Source organism: Williamsia sp. SKLECPSW1 (genome assembly GCF_054332755.1).
The window spans coordinates 45044-63186 of sequence record NZ_JBTGLI010000003.1; the positions used below are offsets into that span (position 1 = coordinate 45044).

Sequence of the window (18143 nt, forward strand, 5' to 3'; positions counted from 1 at the left end):
ACCAACTCGGTCGTGCGACTCAGGCGACGCCGAGGTAGGCGTTGCGGATCGAGTCGTCGGCCAGCAACTCCGCACCCGTCCCCGACCGGGTGATCTCCCCGGTCTCGAGGACGTAGCCGCGGTCGCATCGCTTGAGTGCCTGATGGGCGTTCTGCTCCACCAGCAGGATGGTGGTGCCCGCGTCGTTGATCTCACCGATGATGTCGAAGATCTGCGCGATCACCATCGGCGCGAGACCCATGGACGGTTCGTCGAGCAGGAGCAGCGTCGGCCGGGCCATCATGGCGCGACCGATGGCCAGCATCTGCTGTTCTCCACCGGACATCGTCCCGCCGAGCTGCGACCGACGCTCGGCGAGCCGCGGGAACAGTTCGAACACCCGGTCGCGGGTCGCCGCGTACTCCGCCTTGGAGTCGAAACCCCGCCCGTAGCAGCCCATGTCGAGGTTCTCGACCACGGTCATGCCGGGGAAGATCCGACGCCCCTCGGGTACCTGCACGACGCCCATCGCGACCCGTTTGTGCGCCGGCATGCGGGTGATGTCGGTGCCGAGGAACTCGATGCGGCCGGAGGCGAGCGGCCGCAGACCGGAGAGCCCGCGCATCGTCGTCGACTTGCCGGCGCCGTTCGCACCCAGCAGCGACACCAGCTCCCCTGCCCGGACGGTCAACGACAGGCCGCGGATGGCCTGGATCCGGCCGTAGTGCACCGACATGTCCTCGATGCGCAGGACGACCTCGGGATCGGCGCTGGTCGGCTCAGTCATGGTCGTGCTCCTCGGACTCGTCGGGTACACCGAGATAGGCCGCGACGACGCGCGGGTCGTCGCGGACCTGCTGCGGGGTGCCCTCGGCGATCTTGCGACCGAACTCCAGCACCACGATGCGTTCGGTGACGCCCATGACCAGCTTCATGTCGTGCTCGATGAGCAGCACGGTGAACCCGTCGTCGCGGACCTTCTGGATGAGCTCCATCAGCGCGACCTTCTCGCTGGGGTTGAACCCCGCGGCGGGTTCGTCGAGGCAGAGCAGCTTCGGTTCGGTCGCCAGTGCGCGGGCGATCTCGAGGCGCCGCTGATCGCCGTACGGCAGGTTGCGCGCCTTCTCCGCGGCGCGGGCCCCGATGCCGACGAACTCGAGCAACGCCATGCCGCGCTCGACGGCGTCGCGTTCCTCGCGCTGGTGCCGGGGCAGCCGCAGAGCGGCGCCGAACACCGAGGTGCGGTGCCGCGCATCGGTTCCCACGACGACGTTCTCCAGCGCGGTCATCTCGCCGAACAGCCGGACGTTCTGGAAGGTGCGGGCGATGCCGCGACGGGTGATCTCGTGGCGCTTCACCCGTTTCAGCGGCCGCCCGTCGAACGTCACCGATCCCGCCGACGGCTCGTAGACGCCGGTGATGGCGTTGAAACAGGTGGTCTTGCCCGCGCCGTTCGGCCCGATCAGGCCGAAGATGTCCCCGCGGTCGATGGTGAAGCTGACGTCCTCGAGGGCGGTGACGCCGCCGAAACGGACCGTCAGCCCGGACACCTGCAGCAGCGGCTCACCCACCTTCGCACCGATGTCGCGGTGCGGTGCCACCGTGTCGGCCACGAACCCCGGGTCGGCGAGGTCGGGGTCGACCGCGGTCGGGTCGACCACCGTCGTCGACGCCGGGTCGGCCTCGACCGCCCGGATCTCCTCCTCCGGCGTGGAACCCGCCCGCCGGGCCGCGTCGTCGGGATCCGACGCATGCCGGGCGGTCACGACTCCACCCCCGCGGCAGCGTCGTTCGTCGACTTCCCGCGTATCGGCGTGCGCACCGCCGCGTAGACCTGTCTGCCGTACGTGAGCAGACGCGCGCGCGCCGGGAACATCCCCTGCGGCCGGAAGATCATCAGCGCCACCAGTGCGACACCGAAGAACAGGTACTTGAAGTCGCCGAGCGACTGGCCGCCCACCTCGATGCCCTGCACCCGCGCCGGGAGGTACACGATGATGAACGCCCCGACGATGACGCCGAGCTTGTTGCCCTGGCCGCCGACGACGACGGCGCACAGGAACAGCATCGAGTTGATGACCGTGAACCCCTTCGGGTCGACGTACTGGACCTGTCCGGCGTAGAGAGCACCGGAGAGACCGCCGATACCGGCACCGATCACGAACGCCCACAACTTGAACCGGAACGTCGGCACACCCATGATCTCGGCGACGTCCTCGTCCTCACGGATCGCGATCCAGGACCGGCCGACGCGGCTGCGCTCGAGATTGCCGACGAAGAACAGGACCGCGATCACCAACACCAGACCCAGCCAGAACCACCACACCCCGTAGTTCAGCGCACCGGAGTTGTTGCCCGAGGAGAACACCCCGTCGGGGTTCTCAGTCGAGCGCCCGATCTCCGGGAAGAGCACGTTCTGCAGACCGGCCGCGCCGTTGGTGACATCGGTCAGGTTGTCGGCCAGCAGACGCACGATCTCGCCGAAACCGAGTGTGACGATGGCGAGATAGTCGCCGCGCAACCGCAGCGTCGGGGTACCCAGGACCACACCGGTGAGGCCCGTCAGCACGATCGCCAACGGCACACACGCCAACCACGCCCAGGGACCGGAGAAGAAGCCGTGGTCGCTGGAGTTCCACACCGGGCTGGCCGGCGAGGTGAACATCGCGACCACGTATGCACCGACGGCGTAGAAGCCCACGTACCCGAGGTCGAGGAGTCCGGTCTGTCCGACGACCACGTTGAGCCCGATCGCGATGAGCGCGATCATCGCGAACTGCGCCATCATCCCGCCGAAATCGACTGCCGTGGTGCTGATGAAGGGCGGCTTGACGACCGGGAGCAGCGCGATGATCAGCACCGCCGGCACCCCGACGGCCCATTGCTGCGGTCGCGGCAGGTTGTTCCACCAGGCGCGGATCCGGTCGCCGAGGCCACGCCCGGCAACGGGTGTGGTCGCGGTCGTCGTCGGGGCGCTCATACGCGGGCCCTCGTCAGCTTCTCGCCGAGGATGCCGGTCGGCCGGATCATCAGCACGAGGATCAGCAACACGAACGCCACCACGTCCTTCCACTGGTTGCCGAACACGACCGAACCGTAGTTCTCCATCACCCCGAGGAGGAGGCCACCGAGCAGCGCGCCGCGGATGTTGCCGATGCCTCCGAGGACGGCGGCGGAGAACGCCTTGATTCCGAGGATGAACCCGCCGTTGTAGACGATGCCCGTCGGCACACGCAGCGTGTAGAGCAGCGCGGCCGCGCCGGCGAGCAGTCCGCCGATGAGGAACGTCAGCATGATCACCCGCTCCCGCGACACACCCATCAGGGTCGCCGCCTCGGGATCCTGTGCCACCGAACGGATCCCGCGTCCCAGCTTGGTCCGGTTGATCAGGACGTCGGCGAGGAAGGTGAGCAGCAGGGCACTGCCGATGATGATGAGCGTCACGTTGAAGACCGACGCGTCGAAGATCTCGAAGAGCTTCTTCTGCTCGACGAGGCGGATCCCGGGCTGCGCGGTCGACCCGCCCAGCGGTGGGTCACCGCCGAACTTCGGCAGGACGTAGTGGACGAACTCCTGCAGCACGAACGACATCCCGATCGCGGTGATGAGGAACGTCAGCGGTTTGGCCCCGCGCTGCCGGAGCGGCCGGTAGGCGACGCGCTCGAGACCGACCGCGGTGACACCCGACACCGCCATGCCGAAGAGACAGGCGATCAGCAGGTAGATCAGCGTCATCGCCGTGCCCTCGGCGTACGCGTTGCCCGACGGCGTGAAGCCCAGCAGCAACAGCGCCACGTACTGACCGAACATGCCCACCATGAAGACCTCGGAGTGGGCGAAGTTGATCAGTTTCAGGACGCCGTAGACGAGCGTGTACCCGACCGCGACGAGGGCGTAGATCGCGCCGTAGGTCAGACCTTCGACGGTCAGTGTCCAGAAGCTGTTGTAGAGCGACGTGAGATCGAAGTCGACGGTCGAGGCGAGGACCATCCCGTCGGCGAGTGCGTGCATCAGCGTGCTTTCCCTCCCGGCCGAGCGGAAGACCGCGCGGCGGAACCGTTCACACGACGATGCGCCCGGACCCGGGGTCCGGGCGCATCACCGGTGGTGGACTACTTGACGTCGTACATCCAGATGAGCGAGCTGGTCAGCTCACCGTCCGACGTCCACTTGTAGGTGCGGGCGAGACCCTGGCCGTCGTAGTTGCGCACGTACTCGAGCAGCTTGGGACGGGTGGTGTTGCCGGCGCCGATGCCGCGCATCAGGATCGTCGCGAGGTCGTAGGCCTCGACCGAGTAGACGCCCGGATCCTGGTTGAACTCCGCCTTGTAGGCCGACTTGAACGAATCCGGCGCGGGACCGCACGGGCAGGACAGGTCGGCGCCCTTGGCCGCCGAACCGGCCTGCGAGACGAACTGCGGGTCGTTGACACCGTCGCCGGAGACGAAGGTGGCCTCGACGCCGGCGTTCTTCATCTGCTGCACCAGCGGGGCCGCCTCGGCGTAGTAGCCGGCGTAGAAGACCGCGTCGGGCTTGGCCGCGGTGACCTTGGTGATGATGGCCGAGAAGTCACGGTCCTTCGTCTTGACGTCGCCGTTGCAGGAGCTGTCGTTCGCGGAGCCGAGTCCGGTGGTGATCGCCTTCGCGAGGCCGGCGGCGTACTCGCTGTCGTCCTTGATGACGCAGACCTTCTTGAATCCCAGCTTGCCCGTCATGTACTTCGCGACCGCCGGCCCCTGCACGTCGTCGTTGGCCAGACCGCGGAAGAACGTCTTCCAGCCGTTGGTCGCCAGCGCCGGGTTGGTGGCCGAGGCGGTCGTCGCGACCAGACCGGCCTGGTTGAACACCCCACCGGTGGCCTTGGTCTCACCGGAGAACGCGGGGCCGATCAGACCGACGATCGACTGGTCGTTGGTGATCTGCGGCGCGACCTGGCTGGCCTTCTGCGGGTCGCCCTCGGTGTCGAAGGTCTTCAGGGTGATCTGGCACCCGGGGTTGGCCTTGTTGTGCTGGTCGACGGCGAGCTGGGCGCCGTCGCGGATGTTGATCCCGAGTGCGGCGTTGTCGCCGGTCAGTGCACCGGCCATCGCGATCGTCGACGCCGGGCAGGTGGCCTTGCCGTCACCGGCGGGCAGCACCGCCGACGACGCGTTCGCCGCGGGGACCTCATTGCCTGCGGTGTCGATCTGCGCGATCGGCGTGATGGTGAGGGCCGACGACCCCGCCGAAGCGGACGAACCGCCCGAATCGCCCGAACTCTTGCTGCCACAAGCCGACACGGCCAGCACCGCGGCCATCCCGACCGCGAACGCCCCCACCGTCACCCGACGATTCATCAACCCATCCTCCGATCGGCGGCGACGAGTCACCGCACGGGATCGTCGGCGACTGCCGCCGACGCTGATTGGAGAACTTAGCCCCGATCTGACCGCTTCGCGCGACATCGGCGTCATTCGCCCCCACGCGTCGTCCGCGTCGGCTCGAATGTGGCAATCGTGTTGCGAGAGTGTGTCGTTGGGCCGCAAAAGTGCTTAGCGGAACTCAGCACCCAGGGGGTGCGGCTCAGTCCTTGCCGTCGCCGAGGGTCTCCACGACGATCTGCGCGACCGCCTTCATCGTCGTCCGCCGATCCATCGCCGCGCGCTGGATCCACTTGAAAGCCTCGGGCTCGGAGAGTGATTGACCGGACATCAACAATCCTTTGGCGCGCTCGACGAGCTTGCGCGTCTCGAGACGGTCGTTCATGTCGGCGATCTCGTTCTCCAGCGTCGTCAGCTCGGTGTACCGGGAGACGGCCACCTCGATGGCGGGGACGAGATCGGCCTTGCTGAACGGCTTCACCAGATAGGCCATCGCACCGGCGTCGCGCGCCTTCTCGACGAAGTCCCGCTGCGAGAACGCTGTCAGCATCACGACCGGGGCCAGCCGTTTGCGCGCGATCTCACCGGCGGCGTCGATCCCGTCGCGGACCGGCATCTTGACGTCCATGATCACCAGGTCCGGCGAGAGCGACTCGGTCAGATCGACGGCCACCTGACCGTTCGGGGCCTCCCCGACGACGTCGTACCCCTCCTCGCGGAGCATCTCGGTGAGGTCCATCCGGATGAGCGAGTCGTCCTCGGCGACCAGGACGCGCCGGGTCACCGGCGCCGCCTCGGCAGGGTCCTCGGACACCGACCGCGCCGGCGCCGGACGCTGCGGAGGGACCGACGAGGGGGACGGTGCGGGCGACGACGACACGGCGACCTCCGGAGCTGGGGACAGGGGACCCGACGGCCATGTGCTCGGCATCGGGATGTGCCGGGCCACCCTACCGGCTGGCCCGCGACCCCGCGGATCCACTAGCGTGGTGCTCCGCGCCCGCCGCGGCTCCCCGCCACGGCGACGCCACGCCCTCGTAGCCCAATTGGCAGAGGCAACGGATTCAAAACCCGTCCAGTGTGAGTTCGAGTCTCACCGAGGGCACGCACTCTCCCCCGGCTCCCACCGGTGCGGGGCGGCGTCGGATAGCATCCGCGAGGAGTACGTCCGAGGGGGATACATGCGGGGTGGGAGCATGCGCGTGGCTGCGCGCGCGACGTCGATCGTGGTCGCGGCGACCGTGGTGAGCGGGGTCGTCTCCGGTGTGGCCGACGCCGATCCGGCACCGAGCTACCACGTCGTCGTCACACAGGATGGCAGCATCACGTCGAGCCTGTCGGGCGCGACGTTCACCCGATCGCAGGACGGGCTGGTCGTGACCGACCCCCGCGGGCGCGTCCTCGACCGTGTCCCGACCTCGGTTCCCCTGTACGGCACCCCCGTCGCACTGACGACGACGCTCGCCGCCGACGGCCACACCGCGACACTCACCCCACAGCTGCCGCCTGCGGTGGCGGGGGCGCTCCGGCACGCCGAACACCCGGCGTCGGCGGCGAAGGACCGGGCCTACTACGCCATGCTGTTCCACGTCGCCAACGGGCTGAACCGGGCCGGGACCGTCGCGGCGGCGGCCGGCGCGGGCGTCGGCACCGTCGTCGGCGCAGCGGTGGGACTCGTCGTGGGCTGCACCGTGTTCGGTGCCTGCATCCTCGCCGTCCCGGGTGCCGCGGTCGGCGCAGCGGTGGGCGCCGGTGTCGCCGGCGCAGTCGGCACGCAGTACGGCGACCCGAAGGCCGCCCAGTCCGTCCTCACCTGGATCACCACACGCTGACCCGGCCGCGGTCGCCTCAGGCGGTCACGCCGTCGAGGTAGTACCACCGGCCGTCCTCACGGACGAACCGACTCCGTTCGGCGAGCACCCCGCGCCCCTGCGGCGCTCGGTGGTACGCACGGAACGTGACCTCGCCGCGGTCGTCGAACGGCCCTCCCGCCGCGACGGATTCGACGTCGAGCCGATACCAGCGCACGTCGGGGTTTAGGTCGATCGACGGCGGACGGGTGGTCGGATGCCACGTCGCGAGGAGATGGTCGGCGTCGCCGACGGCGAACGCCGTGAACCGTGACCGCATCAGGGTCTCCGCGGTCGGCGCGCGCCGGAGACCCGCCAGGAGCGGTCCGCAGCAGTCCCCGAACGTCAGGCCCGACACACAGGGACATCGCCCGGCGGGATCGGGCATGTCCGAGGGGATCACGCGACGCGCTCCCCGACGTCGCCTCCGCGGAGGAACGTGACCGCTGCCGCCTCGAACTCGTCGGGGCGGTCGCGGTGCACGCTGTGGCCGGTCGCGATCGACAGGAAGCGTCCGTCGGGTAACGCCGCCGCGAGGGTGCGCAGGTGTCGGGGCGGCAGGAAGCTCTGTTCCCCACCGGACACGACGAGCACCGGCGACCGCACGGACGTCAGCCCGGACCACCACTCCGGCCGCGCCTGCCCGAACGCAGCCTGGATCGCCGGCGCGAGGCGGGAGTCGAAACGCATCACCGGTCGCGGGTCCCGGATGACGTCGAGGACCCCGAGCACCATGTCGCGGGCGGACGACCGGGGCGCGATCCCCTCGGCGACGTCCGCGGCGTCACGCGGCATCGGTGGCACCTCCTCCAACACCAGTCGCCCGAATCGGTCCGGCGCGGCCATGGCGGCGGCGAGGGCGACGTGTGCTCCGAGCGAATGCGCGACGACGTCGACGGGGCCCCCGCCGTCGACGACGACCGACAGGAGGTCGTCGCGGAGACGGTCGAGCTCGTAGACCCCGCGCGAACTCCGGCCGTGGCCCCGCTGGTCGTAGGTGATCACCGGGCGCCCCTCCGCGCGCAACCGAGCCGCCAGCCGCCGCCACGTGGTGTGGTCCCCGCCCATCCCGTGGACGGCGAGCACCGGCCTGCCGGAACCGCCGCGAGACCGCCGCACGGCCAGGTCGACAGGCGTGCCGTCGTCGACCCGGCGATGCCACCGCACGCCCGGCGAGTCGGGGTGGGGTGTCCTCACGCCTGCCCGAGTCCGCCCAGGAGGATGTCGATCGCCTCGGCGATCAGCTCGTCGTCGGGGAGTTCGTCGTACATCACGGCCGGACAGAGGACGACGCCCGACAGCATCTGCACGGCGGCGTTGCGTCGTCGTTCGTCGGTGACCCCGGACAACAGGTGGCGGACGTGGCGTTCGCCGTCGGCGACGAGTGCCCGCCGCACCTCGGCGATCTCCTCGACCGTGGCCCCCTGCTGTGCGAGCGCCATGAACACCTTGTCCAGCGCGAGTTCCTCGATGGCGGTGCGGAACGCCGTCACCTCGGCGACGAGGTCGGTCCGCAGATCACCTGTGGCCTCGCTGTGCGGGAGGTCGCCGAGTGACTCGACGGCGATCCGGAGCAGGTCGGCCCGCGCCGGCCAGTGGGTGTAGAGCGTGGTCTTCGAGTACCCCGCCACCCGTGCGACGTGGGCGTGCGTGACCGCATCCCACCCCTCCTCGGCGAGGAGGCGACGGACGGTCCGGGAGACGTCGGCACGCGTCCGTGCCACCCGTGCGTCCTCGTTGCTCACCGTCATCTCCGGTTCGTCGCCGACCCCCATGTCACCTGCTTGTCCCCTACGACTCTGCCATCACCGACCCCTTCCACGGCGGAACGGCCCCGACAATTTCCGGCCCGAAGTTTTCACCGAAACCCTGTTGAACGAAGCGACCGGTACTGTACTGTGAGGACATCTAGCCGTGCTGCGAGTGAAACCGCCCCGCTCTCAACACCATTGGCGCGCGACATCAACCCACAACGGTCGCCCGTTCTCGCCACACCCATCGATGCGCTCGCACGACCGATCGTGGGCGCACACTCCACCGGAAGGCACACCGTGTCCGCAGTCCTGTTCGGTTCCATCAGCACCCTCGTCGACACCTCCGAGCTGCAGCGCCGCGCGTTCAACGAGGCGTTCCGCTCACACGGCCTGGACTGGGAGTGGTCGCGCGACGACTACCGGTCGATGCTCGACAGCAACGGCGGCGCGAACCGCATCGCCGACTTCGCGGCCCAGCGCGGCGAGGAGGTCGACGCCGACGCGGTGCACGCGACGAAGTCGGAGATCTTCCGCACGACGCTGCTGCAGGAGGGCGCCGAGGCACGACCCGGCGTGGTCGAGACCATCACGACCGCCTCGGATCGCGGCATCAAGGTCGGGCTGGTGACCACCACGTCGCAGGAGAACGTCGCCGCGGTGCTGTCCGCGCTGGCACCCGCGGTGACCGCGGAGTCGTTCGACATCGTCACCGACGTCAGCTCCGTCGACTCCCCCAAGCCCGACAAGGCCGTCTACGAGTTCGCGCTCGAGCAGCTCGGTGAGTCCGCCGCCGACGTCGTCGCCATCGAGGACAACGTGGGCGGCGTCGCAGCGGCCTCCGCAGCGTCGATCCGGTGCGTGGCCTTCCCCAACGAGAACACCGCCGGGACGACCTTCGCCGACGCTCTCGAGCAGGTCGACACCCTCGACGCCGCCCACGTGGGCGATCTCGCCTCGACCGCTGCCTGATCCCCCGCCCGATCCCGATCGTCAGAGCCGATCGCACCCAGGCGATCACCGCACACCAGGAGTTCCCGTGAGCACCATGCAGGCCAGCGTCACCGCGACAGACACCTCGTTCCACGTCGAGGGATACGAGAAGATCGAATACGACCTCGTCTACGTCGACGGCGTGTTCGACACGGCCGACAGGCATCTCGCCGACGCCTACGCGCCGTACGGACGCTGCCTGATGGTCGTCGACGAGTCGGTCGCCGCCCTCTACGGCGACCGGTTCCGCGCCTACTTCGCCCACCACGGCCTCGACCTCACCGTCGTCGAGGTCGCGATCGCCGAGACGGCCAAGTCGTTGGAGACGTTCGAGCAGATCGTCACCGCGTTCGACGCCTTCGGCCTGGTCCGGACGGAGCCGGTGCTGGTGGTCGGTGGCGGACTCAGTACCGATGTCGCCGGATTCGCCTGTGCGGCATACCGACGGAACACCCCCTACATCCGCATCCCGACGACACTCATCGGTCTCATCGACGCCAGTGTCTCCATCAAGGTCGCGGTCAACCACGGCAAGCACAAGAACCGCCTCGGCGCCTACCACGCGTCGCAGCAGGTGCTGCTCGACTTCTCGTTCCTCGCCACCCTCCCCGAGGACCAGGTGCGCAACGGCATGGCGGAGCTGATCAAGATCTCCGTGGTGGGCAACCGGGAGATCTTCGACCTCCTCGACGAGCACGGCCCGGAACTGCTCCGCACCCGTTTCGGTCACCTCGACGGGACCCCGGAGTTGCGTGCGATCGGTGACCGCGTCACCTACGCCGCCATCGCGACGATGCTCGACCTGGAGTCACCGAACCTGCACGAGATCGACCTCGACCGCGTCATCGCATTCGGTCACACCTGGAGTCCGACATTGGAACTCACCCCGCCGGCCCCGTACTTCCACGGGCATGCGATCGCCGTGGACATGGCGTTCTCGACGACGCTCGCCGAGCAGCGCGGGCACATCACACCCGACGAGCGCGACCGCGTCCTCGGCGCGATGAACCGGATCGGCCTCGCCCTCGACAGCCCGTACCTGACCCCGGACCTGCTGACGGAGGCCACCGAGTCGATCCTGCGCACCCGCGACGGCATGCTGCGGGCCGCCATCCCGAACCCGGTCGGCGAGTGCGTGTTCCTCAACGACGTCTCGACCGGCGAACTGGTCGACACCCTCGAGGCGCACCGGAAGATCTGCGCCGAGTTCCCCCGCGGCGGCGAGGGCACCGGGATGTTCACCGACGGCAGCGACACCCGGGATGCCTGAGGCCGCCCTCGGCGCCCGACCGCTCCCCGCACCGCGACCCGTCACACCGACCACCGTCCTGGCCGCCGAACTGAGGCACCTCTGCGAGCAGCTCGGCGCCGCCGGTGTCGCCGGGGACCTTCTCGACGCGGCGAGGCGGACGCGGGATCTGGCGGCCGGTCTCGACGACTACGTCAGCAGGTGCACCTCACCGGAGACCCCCGCGCTCGCCGGTCTGGCCCGGCGCACCCACCACACCGACTGGGACACCGGGAACCATGCGGTCCCCCTCGAGCAGGAGATGCTGTCGGGGCATGTCGAGGGACGTTTCCTGGCGTTCCTGGTCCACATGACCGGTGCCCGACGGATCCTGGAACTCGGCATGTTCACCGGGTACTCCGCCCTGGCGATGGCCGAGGCCGCCGGACCCGACGCACGGGTCGTGGCGTGCGAGATCGACCCGGATGTCGCGCGGTTCGCACAGGAGTCGTTCGCCGAGGCCGGCATCGCCGACCGTATCGAGGTGATGGTCGGTCCCGCCGGCGACTCGGTCTCCGACCTCGCCGCCCGGGATGCGGTCGAGCCGTTCGATCTCGTCTTCATCGACGCCGACAAGTCCGGCTACGCAGGCTATCTCGAGGCACTGCTCGAATCGCCTCTCCTCGCGCCCGGCGCCGTGATCGCCGTCGACAACACCCTCATGCAGGGGCAGCCCTACCGGGAGGACTCACCGACGACGGACAACGGCCGCGCCATCGCCGAGTTCAACGTCGCTGTCGCACAGGACGATCGGGTCGAGCAGGTCCTCGTGCCGCTCCGCGACGGTGTCACCCTGATCCGTCGGGCCCACACCCCGTCACCGTGACATCGCTGCGCGACGCGAACGCCGTGCGCACCGTCGCCGTCCTGGCGGCCTCGGTGGTGACCGCGGTCGTCGACGGACTCGTCGTCGGCGTCGCCCTGCTGGCGCGGCGTCCGACGCCACCGTCTCCCCGGGCGGTCGGTGAGCGGCGGACGGTGTTGGTCACCGGCGGCAAGATGACGAAGTCGCTGGCGCTCGCGCGGGCGTTCCACGCAGCCGGCCACCGGGTGGTGCTCGTCGAGTCCGCGAGATACCGCCTGACCGGCCACCGGTTCTCCCGGGCGGTCGACGCCTTCCACACCACCCCCGAGACCGGGGCACCGGACTACGGGCAAGCGCTCGCCGACATAGTCGACCGCGAGCGCGTCGACGTCGTCGTGCCCGTGTCGAGTCCGGCGTCGAGCGTGGTGGAGGCGGCCGCGCGGTCGCTGATCGACACCCGATGCGCAGTGCTGCACGGCGACGTCGAGACCATCCGGATGCTCGACGACAAGGCCGCGTTCTCCGCGCGCGCAGCCGAACTGGGACTGCCCGTCCCCCACTTCGCCCGCATCACCGACCCCGCCGAGATCGACGACTTCGACTTCCGGCCCGGGTGCGACTACATCCTCAAGCGCATCGCCTACAACCCCGTAGGTCGCATGGACCTGACCCGCCTCCGCGGCGACACACCCCGCGAGAACGCGGCATTCGCCCGACGGCTCCACATCACCCCTGACGACCCGTGGATCCTGCAGGAGTTCATCCCGGGTCGGGAGTACTGCACCCATGGCACCGTGCGGGACGGCCGCCTGCAGGTGTGGGCGTGCTGCGAGTCGTCGGCGTTCCAGATCAACTACGCGATGGTCGAGCACCCGCGGATCCGCGCGTGGGTGGAGACGTTCCTGGCACACACCGGGCTGACCGGACAGGCCTCGTTCGACTTCATCGAGGCCGCCGACGGCGAGGTCTACGCGATCGAGTGCAACCCGCGGACGCACTCGGCGATCACCATGTTCTACGACCACCCCGACCTGTCGGCGGCCTACCTCGCCGATGGCCATCCGACCATCGTCCCGACGCCGACATCGCGTCCCACGCACTGGATCCACCACGAGCTGTGGCGGTTGCTCACCGAGCCGAATCGTCGCGCCCGACTCGCGAGCATCCTGCGCAGCACCGACGCGATCTTCGCCGCCGACGACCCGGTGCCCTTCTTCATGGTCCACCACGTGCACATCCCCTCGCTGCTGCTCGCGAACCTGCGAGCCCGACGCGGGTGGGCGCGCATCGATCTGAACATCGGCAAGCTCGTCGAGAACGGTGGGGACTGACATGGCACGGCGGTTGCTGCACCTCGTCGGATCACCGGTCGACGAGTTCTTCGCCGACCTCTCCCGGTTGTACGCCGGTGGCTGTCTGGACGCGCTGGCCGAAGACGACCGCTACGACCACGTGATCGCCCACGTCGCACCCGACGGGTCATGGACCTTCCCCACCGACCTGCGAGCGGAGACCATCGCGGCGGCGCCCCGGCTCGGTGTCGCGGAGGCGATCGGCCGCATCGGATCGCTCGACGTGGACGCGGTGTTGCCGCAGATGTTCTGCCGCCCCGGGATGACGTCGTACCGCGGACTGTTCGACCTCCTCGGGATCGACATCATCGGCAATCCGGCCCACGTCATGGCCGTCGCGGCGGACAAAGCCCAGGCGCGGGCGATCGTCGCGGCGGCGGGTGTCGCCGTGCCCGCCGGTCAGGTCGTCACCGCCGGTGACACTCCGACGATCTCCCCACCCGTCGTCGTCAAGCCCGTCGACGCCGACAACTCCGTGGGGGTGGGCCTCGTCACCGACGCCGCCGATCTCGCCGGCGCACTCGCGGCGGCGTGGGCGCACGGCACCTCCGCGCTGGTCGAGGAATTCGTCCCGCTGGGGCGAGAGGTGCGCTGCGGCATCATCGTCCGCGCCGGCGAGCTGGTGTGCCTCCCGCTCGAGGAGTACGCCGTCGATCCCGACACCGCGCCGATCCGGACGCCGCAGGACAAGCTCGCCCGCAGCGACGGCGGCGACCTGTTCCTGGTGGCGAAGACCGCGGAGCGTGCCTGGATCGTCCCCGACGACGACCCCGTGGTGCCCCGCGTGCACGAGGCGGCACGACGGGCGCACACCGCCCTCGGCTGCCGGCACCACAGCCTGTTCGACTTCCGGATCGACCCCGACGGCGCCCCCTGGTTCCTGGAGGCCGGCCCGTACTGCTCGTTCTCCCCCGGCAGCGTCGTCGCCGTGATGGCCGCGGCCGCCGGGATCGACGTGCCCGCACTCGTCGCCACAGCGGTGGACGAACTCGACCGCGAGAGGAGATCGCGATGAAGACCACCCCCCTGCACCCGTTCGGGGTCCGCGTCACCGACCTCGACGTCGGCCCCCTCGACCCGCAGACCGCCGAGGAACTCCTCGACCTGCTCGCCGCCCGCGGCGTCGCGGTGTTCGAGGACCAACACGTCGACGACGCGGCATTCCTCGACTTCCTGCACTCCGTCGGCGAGACGACGTTCACCCCGGGCGAGACACCTGTCGCGGGATTCCCCGAGCTGAACGTCATCACGAACGTCGGACGCACGAGACCACCACGCTCGCAGTTCCACACCGACACCAGCTATGTGCGACACCCACCCGCCTACACGGCACTGCGCGCGGTCGCGGTACCCGAGCAGGGTGGCCAGACCCTCTTCGCCGACCAGTACCGGGCGTTCGAGACGTTGCCGGACATCGTGCGCGAGGAACTCGCCGACCTCACCGTCACCCACGCCGTCACCGGTGTCGACCCGGTCGGCGCCGGTGACGACACCGACGACCAGCAGACCAGGGCCGACCACCCGCTGTGTGCACGCCACCCGCGGTCGGGTCGCGTCGCGCTGTATCTCCCGACGCCGCAACGCTGTGCGGCCATCAGCGGCCTCGGCCGGGAGGAGACGGAGGACACCATCGCCGCGTTGCTCGACCACAGCACCCGCGCCGACACGCTGCTGGCGCACGCCTGGTCTCCCGGCGACGTCGTCATGTGGGACAACCGGTGTGTCCTGCACCGCGCCGATCACTCGGGCGTCGTCGGCGACCGGGTGATGCACCGCGGGATGGTTCTCGACCACTCCTGAGCGGGCGGTTTGGAACCGGTCGTGACGGGTACCCCCAGCGTGAGGTGTCGACGTGACGGCACCGATCGACATCGATGTCGCGAGGTGACACGTGCTCCTGCAGACCCCCGACCGACAGGTCGACCCGAGTGGTCCCCCCGTCGCCACCACCGCGCCGACCCCGGCCGTCGCGACCGCATTCGCCACCGACCTCGTGGTCGGCATGTCGGTCTACGCACCCCAGAGCGATTCCCACCTGCTCGTCGAGGCGCTCGAGGCCGACCGTGACCGGGTCGTCGGCGCACGGGTCCTCGACCTCTGTTGCGGTACGGGCGTCGCCGCGGTCGCCGCGTCGCGACTGCACGCCGCCGAGGTCCTCGCACTCGACCTGAACCCGGCCGCCGTCCGCAGCGCGGCCGCCAACGCCCTCCGACACGCACCGGCGATGCACGCCCGTCGCGGATCCCTCGCCGACGCCGTCGAACACGGCCCGTTCGACGTCGTCGTGTGCAACCCGCCGTACGTCCCCGCCGCGGACGACGAGGTGGACCATGCCTCCCTCGCCTCGGCCTGGGACGCCGGCCGAGACGGCCGATCGGTGCTGACCCCGTTGTGCCGCACGCTGCCCGACCTGCTCGCGCCCGGGGGGATCGCTCTCGTCGTGCACTCCGAGGTGGCCGGGATCCAGACGACCGTGGACGCCTGTGTCGCCGCGGGTCTCTCGGCAGAGGTGACCACGAGGCGGCACATCCCGCTCGGCCCGGTGATGCTCGCGCGCCGTGCGACGTTCGTCGGGTCCGGCCTGTTGGCGCCCGGCGCCGACACCGAGGAGATCGCCGTGATCCGGGTGGCGCGGTGACCGACCGCCGCACGGTCCGCGTGGTGCGCAACGGCCCGATCATGGTGGAGGGCCCGGTCCGCGTGGAGATGCCCGACGGTGAGGTGGTCGAGTCCGATCGCTTCATGGTGGCGCTGTGTGCCTGCAAGCGCAGCAAGACCTACCCGCTGTGCGACACCAGCCACCGCCGGCGCGTGCGACCCGCCTGAGACGTCAGCCCAGTGCGATCGCGGGCCGCGCCGCGAGCCAGCACTCCATCATGTGGTCTGCGAGACGGTCCTCGACGAACCCGAACGCGCGCATCCCGAACAGGACGTCCGATGCGGTCTCGGGCTCACGCGCGAGGAGGTCGCCGACGACGTCGGTCCGCAGGACCTGCTCGTGGACCGCGTCGGCCTCGACGTGTTCGAGGTAGAAGGCGCGGCACGCGTCGGGTGCGTCCATGCGGGTCAGCGCCTCGGCGAGACGCCGGGATCCCGGCGACGAGGTGATCTCCGTGGCGGCGAGGTGGCCCACCGTCGCACCCCGCGACGCGCGGTGCAGCCCGAACATCGACATCAGGTTCACCGGCACCAACGCGGCGGCGGGCGCCGCGTCGAGGTATCCGAGGTAGGTCGTGTCGAGGTCGGCGGCCCGGAGGAGGTCGGCGAACAACTGCTGGTGCACCCGGTCCCCGCGTCCACCGCCGAACTCGTCGAACTCGACCGCGACGTAGGACGCCTTGGCCTGACCGGTCAGGCGAGGGATCGCCCAGGCGTGCGGGTCCGCCTCCTTGAGGTGGTAGATCGACCGCAGCGCGAACATCTCGCGCATCTGCTCCCACGTCCCGTCCGTACGCAGGAACCACGACGGGCCCTCGCCGTCGACGGGTTCGGTCGACAGGGCATCCATCTCCGCCTCGACCTCGGCGGCCCCCGCGTCGGGATCGACGGCGGTGTCGGCGACGACGGCGGCGCGGAAGACCCGCTCGAGACGACCGCGCAGGTGCAGCAGCGTCGGATCCCACTCCCAACCGACGTCGACCCCGACGAAGCCGCGGTAGTGCAGCTCGTAACACACGTGCAGCGCCAGCTGCAGGTCGTCGCCGTACGGGTCGGCCGTCGTGATCGCGTCCGCGTCGAGCGCGATCGGCGTGAGATCACCCGACGGCTCGCCGGACCCGAGCACCTCGACGACGGCCTCGGAGATCGGACCGCGGCCGCGGGGAAGCCGTGGGGAACGCACGACGTCGACGCCGTGCGTGGTGGGCTCGAGGATGTCGGTGATGGTTCCTCCTGGGGACGGATCGGTGCCGGAGGAGACATACCCCCGTCGTCCCCACCTCAACCCTCGTCGCGTCGACGACGTTTGTCGACCGGTCGTCGCGGGTACACCCCCCTCGATGACAGAGAGATCGCACTTCAGCAGCGGCCCGGCGGGCGGCGCATCCGATGCGGTCGTCGTCGGCGCCGGTCACAACGGGCTGATCGCCGCGATCCGTCTCGCCGACGCCGGGTGGGATGTGACCCTCCTCGAAGGCCAGGGGGAACCCGGCGGCGCCGTGCGGAGTGCGGAGCTCACACCCGGTTTCGTCACCGACCTCTACAGCGCCTTCTATCCCCTGGCCGCTGCCTCGCCGGCCTTCGCGGGGCTGGACCTCGAATCCCACGGTCTGCGCTGGGCGCATGCCCCGACCGTCTTCGGGCACCCGCTGTCACCGGACGACACCGACGCCGCGGTGGTGATGCGTGACGCCGCGGCGACCGCCGCGGGACTCGCGCGGCACGATCCGCGCGACGGCCGGACCTGGATGGACCTCGTGGAGCGGTGGCAGACGATCGGTCCGGCGTTGCTGGACACGCTGTTCCGGCCGTTCCCCCCGGTGCGCGGTCCCGTGCACCTGATCCGCGCACTCGACGCCGCCGACCTCCTGCGGCTGGCGCGTTTCCTGGTGCTCCCCGCGGCCCGCATGGTGACCGAGCTGTTCCACAGCGATCACGCCCGCATCCTGTTCCTCGGCAACGCGATGCACGCCGACATCCCGCTCGACGCCCCCGGCAGCGGACTCATGGGATTCCTGCTGACGATGCTGGCGCAGGACGGCGGCTTCCCGGTCCCCCGCGGCGGATCCGGTGCGCTCACCGCGGCGTTGGTCGCGCGCGCGACCGC

At 69.9% G+C, this 18143-nt stretch carries 19 protein-coding genes, 1 tRNA gene and 1 pseudogene; 11 read left to right on the top strand and 10 right to left on the bottom strand.

Annotated elements, in window-relative coordinates; translation table 11 throughout:
• Window positions 1–19: 19 nt before the first annotated feature.
• From ACXVUM_RS19585 to ACXVUM_RS19610, 6 genes are all read right to left on the bottom strand, one after another.
• Window positions 20–766, bottom strand: coding sequence for an ABC transporter ATP-binding protein (locus ACXVUM_RS19585; RefSeq protein WP_458523611.1), 747 nt, complete (start codon window positions 764–766; stop codon window positions 20–22).
• Window positions 759–1676, bottom strand: a complete 918-nt coding sequence (locus tag ACXVUM_RS19590; protein WP_458523781.1) for an ABC transporter ATP-binding protein — start codon at window positions 1674–1676, stop codon at window positions 759–761. Before ACXVUM_RS19590 ends, ACXVUM_RS19585 begins: the two co-directional genes overlap by 8 nt.
• Window positions 1677–1741: 65 nt before the next feature.
• On the bottom strand, window positions 1742–2959 hold the full coding sequence (locus ACXVUM_RS19595) for a branched-chain amino acid ABC transporter permease (RefSeq protein ID WP_458523612.1): 1218 nt from the start codon (window positions 2957–2959) through the stop codon (window positions 1742–1744).
• Window positions 2956–3990, bottom strand: a complete 1035-nt coding sequence (locus ACXVUM_RS19600; protein WP_458523613.1) for a branched-chain amino acid ABC transporter permease — start codon at window positions 3988–3990, stop codon at window positions 2956–2958. Before ACXVUM_RS19600 ends, ACXVUM_RS19595 begins: the two co-directional genes overlap by 4 nt.
• A gap of 101 nt (window positions 3991–4091) precedes the next feature.
• A complete protein-coding gene (locus ACXVUM_RS19605) occupies window positions 4092–5315 on the bottom strand; it encodes a branched-chain amino acid ABC transporter substrate-binding protein (RefSeq protein WP_458523614.1) in 1224 nt (407 codons plus the stop codon).
• A gap of 226 nt (window positions 5316–5541) precedes the next feature.
• Window positions 5542–6153, bottom strand: coding sequence for an ANTAR domain-containing response regulator (locus ACXVUM_RS19610; RefSeq protein ID WP_458523615.1), 612 nt, complete (start codon window positions 6151–6153; stop codon window positions 5542–5544).
• A 217-nt stretch (window positions 6154–6370) separates the two neighbouring features.
• Between ACXVUM_RS19610 and ACXVUM_RS19615 the strand changes: the two genes are divergently transcribed.
• Together ACXVUM_RS19615 and ACXVUM_RS19620 are read left to right on the top strand one after the other, a co-directional pair.
• Window positions 6371–6444: transfer RNA gene (locus tag ACXVUM_RS19615), tRNA-Leu, on the top strand.
• A 91-nt stretch (window positions 6445–6535) separates the two neighbouring features.
• Window positions 6536–7171: a hypothetical protein gene (locus tag ACXVUM_RS19620; protein ID WP_458523616.1), complete on the top strand. Its 636-nt coding sequence runs from the start codon at window positions 6536–6538 to the stop codon at window positions 7169–7171.
• A gap of 16 nt (window positions 7172–7187) precedes the next feature.
• Here ACXVUM_RS19620 and ACXVUM_RS19625 read toward each other — a convergent pair whose 3' ends face one another.
• From ACXVUM_RS19625 to ACXVUM_RS19635, 3 genes are read right to left on the bottom strand one after another with little or no spacing between them, the layout of a single operon-like run.
• Window positions 7188–7577, bottom strand: a complete 390-nt coding sequence (locus ACXVUM_RS19625; RefSeq protein WP_458523782.1) for a YchJ family protein — start codon at window positions 7575–7577, stop codon at window positions 7188–7190.
• A gap of 11 nt (window positions 7578–7588) precedes the next feature.
• On the bottom strand, window positions 7589–8386 hold the full coding sequence (locus tag ACXVUM_RS19630; RefSeq protein WP_458523617.1) for an alpha/beta fold hydrolase: 798 nt from the start codon (window positions 8384–8386) through the stop codon (window positions 7589–7591).
• Window positions 8383–8964, bottom strand: coding sequence for a TetR/AcrR family transcriptional regulator (locus tag ACXVUM_RS19635; protein ID WP_458523618.1), 582 nt, complete (start codon window positions 8962–8964; stop codon window positions 8383–8385). The genes ACXVUM_RS19630 and ACXVUM_RS19635 overlap by 4 nt, the downstream gene beginning before the upstream one ends.
• A gap of 276 nt (window positions 8965–9240) precedes the next feature.
• Between ACXVUM_RS19635 and ACXVUM_RS19640 the strand changes: the two genes are divergently transcribed.
• From ACXVUM_RS19640 to ACXVUM_RS19675, 8 genes are all read left to right on the top strand, one after another.
• Window positions 9241–9912, top strand: coding sequence for an HAD family hydrolase (locus ACXVUM_RS19640; RefSeq protein ID WP_458523619.1), 672 nt, complete (start codon window positions 9241–9243; stop codon window positions 9910–9912).
• A gap of 76 nt (window positions 9913–9988) precedes the next feature.
• Window positions 9989–11203, top strand: coding sequence for a sedoheptulose 7-phosphate cyclase (locus ACXVUM_RS19645; RefSeq protein WP_458523783.1), 1215 nt, complete (start codon window positions 9989–9991; stop codon window positions 11201–11203).
• Window positions 11196–12047, top strand: coding sequence for an O-methyltransferase (locus ACXVUM_RS19650; RefSeq protein WP_458523620.1), 852 nt, complete (start codon window positions 11196–11198; stop codon window positions 12045–12047). The genes ACXVUM_RS19645 and ACXVUM_RS19650 overlap by 8 nt, the downstream gene beginning before the upstream one ends.
• Entirely contained in the window at window positions 12044–13357 is a 1314-nt protein-coding gene (locus ACXVUM_RS19655) for an ATP-grasp enzyme (protein ID WP_458523621.1), read from the top strand. Before ACXVUM_RS19650 ends, ACXVUM_RS19655 begins: the two co-directional genes overlap by 4 nt.
• A 1-nt stretch (window position 13358) precedes the next feature.
• Entirely contained in the window at window positions 13359–14393 is a 1035-nt protein-coding gene (locus ACXVUM_RS19660; RefSeq protein WP_458523622.1) for a D-alanine--D-alanine ligase family protein, read from the top strand.
• Entirely contained in the window at window positions 14390–15178 is a 789-nt protein-coding gene (locus ACXVUM_RS19665) for a TauD/TfdA dioxygenase family protein (RefSeq protein WP_458523623.1), read from the top strand. The genes ACXVUM_RS19660 and ACXVUM_RS19665 overlap by 4 nt, the downstream gene beginning before the upstream one ends.
• A gap of 91 nt (window positions 15179–15269) precedes the next feature.
• Window positions 15270–16016: a HemK2/MTQ2 family protein methyltransferase gene (locus ACXVUM_RS19670; RefSeq protein ID WP_458523624.1), complete on the top strand. Its 747-nt coding sequence runs from the start codon at window positions 15270–15272 to the stop codon at window positions 16014–16016.
• A complete protein-coding gene (locus ACXVUM_RS19675; protein ID WP_458523625.1) occupies window positions 16013–16204 on the top strand; it encodes a CDGSH iron-sulfur domain-containing protein in 192 nt (63 codons plus the stop codon). Before ACXVUM_RS19670 ends, ACXVUM_RS19675 begins: the two co-directional genes overlap by 4 nt.
• 4 nt (window positions 16205–16208) lie before the next feature.
• Here the strand turns inward: ACXVUM_RS19675 and ACXVUM_RS19680 are convergent, their stop codons facing one another.
• On the bottom strand, window positions 16209–17219 hold the full coding sequence (locus ACXVUM_RS19680; RefSeq protein ID WP_458523626.1) for an iron-containing redox enzyme family protein: 1011 nt from the start codon (window positions 17217–17219) through the stop codon (window positions 16209–16211).
• A gap of 157 nt (window positions 17220–17376) precedes the next feature.
• On the opposite strand from ACXVUM_RS19680, the pseudogene ACXVUM_RS19685 reads away from it, so the two are divergent.
• Window positions 17377–18143 (top strand): annotated as a pseudogene (locus ACXVUM_RS19685) (phytoene desaturase family protein); the annotation flags it as partial.